The sequence below is a fragment of the Paenibacillus sp. Pae15 genome (genome assembly GCF_024519685.1).
GTDB lineage: Bacteria > Bacillota > Bacilli > Paenibacillales > NBRC-103111 > Paenibacillus_G > Paenibacillus_G naphthalenovorans.
Genome location: NZ_JALJRM010000058.1, coordinates 1 through 7,407, shown reverse-complemented (window position 1 = coordinate 7,407; position 7,407 = coordinate 1). Strand labels below are relative to the sequence as shown.

The 7,407-nt window shown below is 47.1% G+C and carries 8 protein-coding genes; all 8 read left to right on the top strand.

All coding sequences use genetic code 11. From position 1 onward, the window contains the following. Nucleotides 1-346, top strand: a 346-nt coding sequence (locus NR121_RS24715) for a tripartite tricarboxylate transporter permease (protein ID WP_256832118.1), incomplete at its 5' end; no start/stop codon positions are given. Next, nucleotides 346-1,695, top strand: a complete 1,350-nt coding sequence (locus tag NR121_RS24710; RefSeq protein ID WP_256832117.1) for an MmgE/PrpD family protein — start codon at nucleotides 346-348, stop codon at nucleotides 1,693-1,695. The genes NR121_RS24715 and NR121_RS24710, both read left to right, overlap by 1 nt. 46 nt (nucleotides 1,696-1,741) lie before the next feature. Further along, nucleotides 1,742-2,587: a sulfurtransferase gene (locus tag NR121_RS24705; RefSeq protein ID WP_054820270.1), complete on the top strand. Its 846-nt coding sequence runs from the start codon at nucleotides 1,742-1,744 to the stop codon at nucleotides 2,585-2,587. Nucleotides 2,588-2,625: 38 nt separating this feature from the next. After that, nucleotides 2,626-3,105, top strand: a complete 480-nt coding sequence (locus NR121_RS24700; protein ID WP_256832116.1) for a DinB family protein — start codon at nucleotides 2,626-2,628, stop codon at nucleotides 3,103-3,105. After that, nucleotides 3,105-4,535, top strand: a complete 1,431-nt coding sequence (locus tag NR121_RS24695) for an FAD-binding oxidoreductase (protein WP_054820268.1) — start codon at nucleotides 3,105-3,107, stop codon at nucleotides 4,533-4,535. Before NR121_RS24700 ends, NR121_RS24695 begins: the two co-directional genes overlap by 1 nt. Beyond that, nucleotides 4,516-5,871 carry a (Fe-S)-binding protein gene (locus tag NR121_RS24690; protein WP_375162543.1) on the top strand — a complete coding sequence of 452 codons (1,356 nt, stop codon included), beginning with the start codon at nucleotides 4,516-4,518 and terminating at the stop codon, nucleotides 5,869-5,871. Before NR121_RS24695 ends, NR121_RS24690 begins: the two co-directional genes overlap by 20 nt. 422 nt (nucleotides 5,872-6,293) lie before the next feature. Then, the gene (locus tag NR121_RS24685) at nucleotides 6,294-6,746 is read left to right on the top strand and encodes a tripartite tricarboxylate transporter TctB family protein (protein ID WP_256832115.1); all 453 of its coding nucleotides are present in this window, start codon (nucleotides 6,294-6,296) and stop codon (nucleotides 6,744-6,746) included. Between the two features lie 12 nt (nucleotides 6,747-6,758). Next, on the top strand, nucleotides 6,759-7,407 hold a 649-nt coding region (locus NR121_RS24680), incomplete at its 3' end, for a tripartite tricarboxylate transporter permease (protein ID WP_256832114.1).

Genomic DNA, 7,407 nt, shown 5'->3' with positions numbered 1-7,407 from the left:
GATCGCCGCTCTTTGCTTTATCGGTGTTTATACGTTGTCAAACAGCTTTTTTGATGTAGGTTTAATGATGGTATTCGGGATCTTGGGTTATTTCATGAAAAAGTTTGATTTTCCGCTAACGCCTCTCATCCTGTCTGTTGTAATTGGCAAGATGATCGAAACGAACTTGAGACAATCTCTTTTAGTCTCCAAAAACGATATGACGATGTTCTTTACAAGACCGTTATCTTTAACTTTTATGCTCTTGACCATTCTAATTCTTTGCTTTCCTGTGATCAAAAAAATATATGAAATAACCGTTGCCAAAAAGAGAATACAAAAGTACGACGAGGGAGTGCCGGAATAATGGCCTTTATGGACGATGTAAGTCGGTTTTGCAGCTCGATTGGATATGAAGATTTGCCTGCGGAAGTGGTGAAAAATGCCAAAAAAGCGATTATTGATACGCATGGCGTTATTTTCACAGGGTATGAAGAGCCTGTCACCAAAATACTCGTTGAGTGGGTAAAACAACAATCTGCGGCTCCGAAATCCACTGTCCTGGGGTATGGTTTTAAAACATCCGAAAGTTTAGCGGCATTACTAAATGGCACCATGGGTCATGCCATTGATTTCGACGATGTACATGCGGGTTTGAGAGGCCACCCCAGTTTACCGGTATACGCTGCCGTTCTGGCTGTTTGCGAAGCTGAGAACAAAATAGGCAGAGAATTGATTGCGGCTTTTGCCGTCGGGGTAGAAGTCATGACAAAGCTGGGAAATTATTTCAATCCATCCCATAACATCAGAGGGTGGCATCCCAGCGCGACACTCGGTGTGATTGGTGCTGCGGCAGCCGCAGGGAAATTGTATGGATTTGATCAAATGCAATTTAAAAAGGTGTTCGGACTGGCAAGCTCTATGATGTCGGGGTTAAAAATAAACTTCGGAACGATGACGAAGCCGTATCATATAGGATATTGCGCAAGAAACGGCCTTGAAGCGGCTCAACTGGTCAGTAAAGGGTTTACCGCCTGCGAGGATTCATTCAGTCCGAGAACGGGTGTCTTCGATCTATATACATTGGAAGAGCCTAAAGATGATTGGGGATCGGATCTGGGTCATCCCTGGAGTCTGACTGAACCCGGATTCAATATGAAAAGGTATCCTTGCTGCCATGCTACATTTCGGTTTGCGGACGCCGCCTATCGTATGACTCAACTTAGTGAAGTTGACCCGGCAGAAATTATACGTATCGAGTGCGTTGCAGCCGTTGGTTCATTTACACCGTTAATACACAATCGGCCTAAAACGGGCATACAAGGTAAATTCAGTCTGGAATATGTAGTCTCGGCCATGTTGATTGACAAGAAATTGACGGTGCATTCCTTTACAGATGAGATGGTAAACAGACCCGTGATTCAACAATTAATTCCAAAAGTCATGTTAATCGAGGATACAACCATCAAGGAAAACAGACCGGCTGGAGATATGGGATATGCCGAATTAATCATATACACGAATGATCAAATCATGAAAGAAAAAGTGTTTCATGCCAAAGGCTCCTCGCAAAATCCAATCGATATGGACGAATTGGAAAGAAAGTTTTTTGATTGCCTGGATTATGCGGATTTTTCTGCAAAATCGAAGGAAGTGTACACCGCTTTGCTTGCATTGGAAGAAGTCAACGATATACAGAAACTCATTTGCATATAGTAATGGGCTTTATTTTGAATCTAAATTAGGAACAGGAGCGAGAACAATGTCAACGTATTTGGCAAGCATGGAATGGGTAAACGGGCAGCTGCGGAACCCGGAAGTTCGCATCATCGATTGCCGGTTTATTATGGGGCAGCTTACGGCAGGAAAAGAAGCTTATAAAGCAGAGCATATTCCGGGTGCGTATTATTTCGACCTGGAAGAAGATATGTCGGGAACGATAAAAGAACACGGAGGACGGCATCCGCTGCCTGACGCGGAAGATTTCGCGCAAAAATTGGGGCTGGCCGGCGTCGATGAGAACGTAACGGTTGTATCCTACGACGACCAAGGCGGAGCCATGGCTTCCCGTTTCTGGTGGCTGCTGCAATATTTCGGACATTCGAAAGCGTATGTAATGAATGGCGGATTTTCTCAATGGAAAGCAAATGGCTATGAAGTAACGCCGGAACTGCCAGCTGCTTGCCCCCGCATCTTTAAGCCGGCCATCCAACAACAGCTCGTGGCAAGCATGGAGGAAGTGAAAGGAAAAATCGGAAAAGAGGGCATCGTCTTGATCGACTCGCGGGAAACGAAACGGTATCTCGGATTGGAAGAGCCTATTGATTTCAAGGCGGGCCATATTCCAAGTGCGGTGAATCACTTTTGGAAGGACAGCCTGAACGATCAAGGTACATGGAAATCCGGAAAGGAACAAAGGGAGCGGTTTAAAGGAATCCAGGATTCGGATGAGATTTTGGTGTACTGCGGTTCCGGCGTGACCGCTTGCCCGAACTTTCTGGCGTTGAAGGAAGCAGGATATAAGAATGTCAGGCTGTATTCGGGAAGTTGGAGCGATTGGATCAGCTACCCGGACAACCCCATTGCAGCCGGTAGAGAGACAGAATAACCGTGATGATTAAAAGTGAAGAGAAGGAGACATTGCATATGGAAACGTTGGTACAAAACTATGCTCGAGGGTATGAAAGGTTAAGCGCTGCTCTGGAAGGAGTCAGCGAGGAGCTTTTGAACTTTAAGCCGGGCGAGAACAAGTGGAGCATTAAAGAAGTCGTGATTCACGTATGTGATGCGGAAATGTTGGCGGTGGATCGGATGAAAAGGATCATTTCGGAAAATCATCCGCTGTTCTTCAAATTTGACCCGGATGGATGGGCTTCCCGATTAAATTATTCCGCTTTGGATATGAACTTTTACTTAAATTTATTTAAAATGATCCGCGAAAGCATGGTACCGATATTGCAGCAATTAAAAGAAGATGATTGGAAACGTACAGGAGTACATAATATAGCCGGCAAACTATCGCTGCGCGACGTCGTTGAAACCTTTGTAGAGCATGTGAATACCCATGTACGGCAAATTGAACGCAACAAACGGACGTTTCATGAGAGAACGGAAGGGAAACGCTGATGCTGGAAACCTCACTTCGCCAAAAGTTGATATCGATTGTCGGAGAAGCCCATTTTAAAGACAGTCAGGAAGCGTTGGTCAGTCATTCGTATGATGCTACGCCATTGTATCAGGCCATGCCGGACGGGGTCATTTTCCCGGGTAACAAAGAGGAAGTTGCGGAAATTTTAAAAGTTGCTTCCGAGCATCGCATCCCTATCATCGGCCGTGGGGCAGGCAGCAATCTATGCGGCGGCACGGTGCCCGTTCACGGCGGCATTGTGATGGTCATGAACCGTATGAACAAGCTGTTGGAAATCGATATGGATAACCTCACGGCAACGTTCCAACCAGGGCTTATAACAAAGGATTTCCATCAGGAAGTGGAGAAGCACGGGCTGTTTTACCCGCCCGATCCGGGCAGCATGAGCGTCTCCACGTTGGGCGGAAACATTATGGAAAACGCCGGCGGCCTGAGAGGTTTGAAATACGGCACGACAAAGGATTATGTTATCGGGTTGGAGGCTGTCCTGCCTTCCGGCGAAATGATTCGTACCGGCGGGAAGCTATATAAAGACGTAGCCGGTTACGATCTGACGAAGCTGCTCGTCGGTTCGGAAGGTACGCTTGCCATTATTACGGAAGCAACCGTCAAATTGCTTCCCGCTCCCAAGGTGAAAAAGACGATGATTGCGATGTATCGGGATATTTATGCTGCAGCGCGCACCGTTTCCCTCATTGTCGGCAACCGGATCATTCCGGCCACGTTGGAATTTATCGATAACGCCACATTGCGGGTGGTCGAGGAATACAACAAGCTCGGCCTGCCTGTCGATATGGACGCGATTCTGCTGATTGAGCAGGACGGCATGGATATGGCTGTGGTCGACAAGGACATTGAGCAAATCATTCGCATTTGCGAACAGGAAGGCGCGGTCGAAGTGAGACTTGCGCAAAATGCTGAGGAAGCGGACAGGCTTATGCAAGCCCGCCGCGGCGCCCTGTCTACGCTCGCCCGGATTCGGCCGACGACTTTTCAGGAAGATGCTACCGTGCCGCGCTCCAAAATCGCCGATATGGTGACTCAAATCAATAGAATCGCGCAAAAATACAACCTTCAAATATGCACCTTCGGACATGCCGGCGACGGCAACCTGCATCCGACCTGTGCAACCGATGCGCGGGATAAGGAAGAAATCCAACGCGTGATACAGGCTTACGAGGACATTTTTGCGGCTGCCATTGAATTGGGGGGGACGATTACTGGCGAGCATGGTGTAGGCTTGCTTAAGGCGCCTTATTTGGAATGGAAAGTCGGTGCCATAGGGATCGATATCATGAAAGGCATCAAGCGGGTGTTCGATCCGCACAATATATTGAACCCGGGGAAAATATTTCCCGATGAACCACGTAAAAGAAAGGTTGCAGATCATGACAGCACAGTTAGCTAAGCCGGAAGTAAGACCGGTCGGCCCGAAGTCGGTCAATCCTTTGACGGAAACCATGAGAATGAGGCTCAACTACGATGAATTGACCAATTGCATGCGCTGCGGCTTCTGCCAACCGGCTTGCCCGACTTTCAAAGAAACAGGCTACGAAGCGGCTTCGCCCAGAGGCAGAATCGCGCTTATGAAAGCCGTTGTCGACGGCTTGATAGAACCCGACCAGGGCTTTAAAGATCAAATGGACCTGTGCTTGGGCTGTCGGGCTTGTGAGCCAGTTTGTCCTGCAGACGTGAAATACGGGCAGTTGATCGAACAAACAAGATATGCCATCGGGCAGCACGCCGAACATCGCGGATGGGTCAAGTGGATGCGCACGTGGATGTTCCGTTATCTGTTCCCCCGCCAGAACAAGATGCGCATGCTCGGCTTGGCTTTGCAAATCTATCAAAAGTCAGGGTTCAGGCGGCTCGCGCAAAAACTTCGGGTCACCCGGCTATTCGGCAAAAATTTGAGCCAGATGGAGCGGATTATACCGGATGCTTCCTATAAAGGCGTGATAGAACAATTGGGCACTACCGTTATTCCGGCAAAGGGGGAAAAGGTTGCCCGCGTCGGCATGTTTCGAGGGTGCGTCATGGACGTTTTGTTTACCAAGACGAACCTGAACACTGTCCGGCTGCTATCCGAAGCCGGATTCGAGGTCGTCATCCCGCCCGGACAAAATTGCTGCGGCGCGCTGCATGCCCATAGCGGCGAAATGGATCAGGCCAGAACTCTGGCAGTGAACAACATTGCCGCATTTCGTGAAGCCAATGTTGATTACATCGTTTCCAATGCCGGAGGCTGCGGCGCGCTATTGAGCGAATATGATCACCTGCTGCACGACGATCCGCAATGGGCAGAAGTGTCCGAATGGTTTGCCTCCCGTGTCAAGGACGTCAGCCTGATTTTGCTGGAAAAAGGACGAGTACCTGAATTTGCGGCATGGCCTGGGGAAAAAATTACTTACCAGGATTCCTGCCATTTGCGCAACGTGATGCGGTCATCCGCTGCGCCGCGCCAACTCATGAAACGCATCAAAAACGTTCAGTTCGTAGAGTTGCCCCAGTCTGACCAATGCTGCGGTTCAGCAGGAATATACAACCTGGTTCAGCCGGATATGGCAGCGCAAATTCTCGACCATAAAATGGAAAATGTGAGGAAAACAGACGCCCAATATCTGCTTACCAGCAATCCCGGCTGTTTGCTGCAAATGAAACTTGGCATTGAAAGGGCCGATCTTACGGACAAAATGCAAGCCGTGCACATCGTTGACTTTTTATATGAACGAATGCCCAAATAAGTTCGTGATGGAAAAGAAAAATTGCAACAGATCGAATCCTCCAAAAAGGGATTTGATGAACAAATCCGGCCTGTTCTTCGGAACAGGTCAGGCTGTCGAGAAAGTCTCGACAGCTTTCTTTATGTTAAAAATGTTAATTACGACACCTGTTATAATAGAGGTAATAAAGTGAGGAGCGGAATCGCCGGAGGTCGATGAAAAGGGTAACATCGGTATTGACAGAAGATTTTGGCGATGCTATCATAACAAACATTAATCCATACTAAATGCATGTGAATAATATGAAATAATTCGACCGGACAACCGGAGATGTGATCCTGAAGGAGGGTGACTTCGTTTTTTGTATTTCTGCATGAATTTAACACCTGCGTAATAGGGTTTACACTTGATTCATCATGACGTAAAAGAAAAAGGGAGGACAAATGTTAGTTGAAATTATATTTGGCACTTCGCTGTTAATACTTATGTTGGTTTTTTTTGTGCAATCTATGAAACTCCCGTTCTTAATAAAAAACGGATTAATGGGTGCCGGTTTTTTTCCGAGAATCCTGATCATCATTTTGATCGTTTTGATTATTTATTATTTAGTAGAGTTGATTTTGAAAAGAAGACGATATCCCCAAAAGGAGCCGGTCTTAAAATCAACCGTTTGGCAGCAGTGTTTTTTAATGGTAATGATGGCCGTCTCTTTGTGGGCCGGTGATTATTTAGGAATGGAGTTAACCATAGGTTTATTTCTGCTTGTGACTTTGGTTATGGTCGAAAAACTGTCATGGGTAAGAGCGGCCATTTTCAGTGCGGCAGCTACGGTATGTATTTATTTCATTTTTGATGTTTGGCTCGGACTAAATCTGCCGAAAGGGATACTGGGGTAGAAGGTGAAGTGAATGGAATTACAACTATTACTGCAAGGTTTTATGAATATATTGGACCCACAGGTTATTTTTTGGTGCGTTCTCGGGGTAATTATCGGAACATTGGTTGGCGCGCTCCCCGGGCTTGGTCCAACGGCTGGAGTAGCCCTGCTTCTGCCTCTAAGCTTCACCATCGGCGAGCTCAACGCACTAACGCTCCTCATGAGCATTTACCAGGGATCGATGTATGGCGGAAGCCTTACTTCCATTTTAATTAATGTACCGGGCGATGCCTCGTCGGCAGTAACGACTTTGGACGGTTACCAATTGACCAAAAAAGGCAAGCCCGGCATTGCGCTGGCATTAAGTGCGATTGGATCATTTATCGGCGGGACGATCGGTTTTATCGGATTGATATTTTTAACGCCGTATGTGGCCAAATGGGCATATGTTTTTGGCTCCCCTGAATATTTCGCGCTCATGTTATTTGCATTAATTGCCACAAGCGGTCTGGGCGACAAAAAATTAATCAAAGGTCTGATCGCCATGGGATTAGGATTATTAATTTCCATGATCGGCTCCGATTCCATTCAAGGTATTAACCGTTTGACATTCGGATTTTTCGAGCTTATGGACGGTATCGACTTTGTTGTTGTGGCGATCGGTGTTTTCGGTCTCTCGG

Bases quoted from the DNA above. Each gene is read 5' to 3' on its own strand.
- NR121_RS24710 (WP_256832117.1), top strand. From the start codon at position 346: ATGGCCTTTATGGACGATGTAAGTCGGTTTTGCAGCTCGATTGGATAT.
- NR121_RS24705 (WP_054820270.1), top strand. From the start codon at position 1,742: ATGTCAACGTATTTGGCAAGCATGGAATGGGTAAACGGGCAGCTGCGG.
- NR121_RS24700 (WP_256832116.1), top strand. From the start codon at position 2,626: ATGGAAACGTTGGTACAAAACTATGCTCGAGGGTATGAAAGGTTAAGC.
- NR121_RS24695 (WP_054820268.1), top strand. From the start codon at position 3,105: ATGCTGGAAACCTCACTTCGCCAAAAGTTGATATCGATTGTCGGAGAA.
- NR121_RS24690 (WP_375162543.1), top strand. From the start codon at position 4,516: ATGACAGCACAGTTAGCTAAGCCGGAAGTAAGACCGGTCGGCCCGAAG.
- NR121_RS24685 (WP_256832115.1), top strand. From the start codon at position 6,294: ATGTTAGTTGAAATTATATTTGGCACTTCGCTGTTAATACTTATGTTG.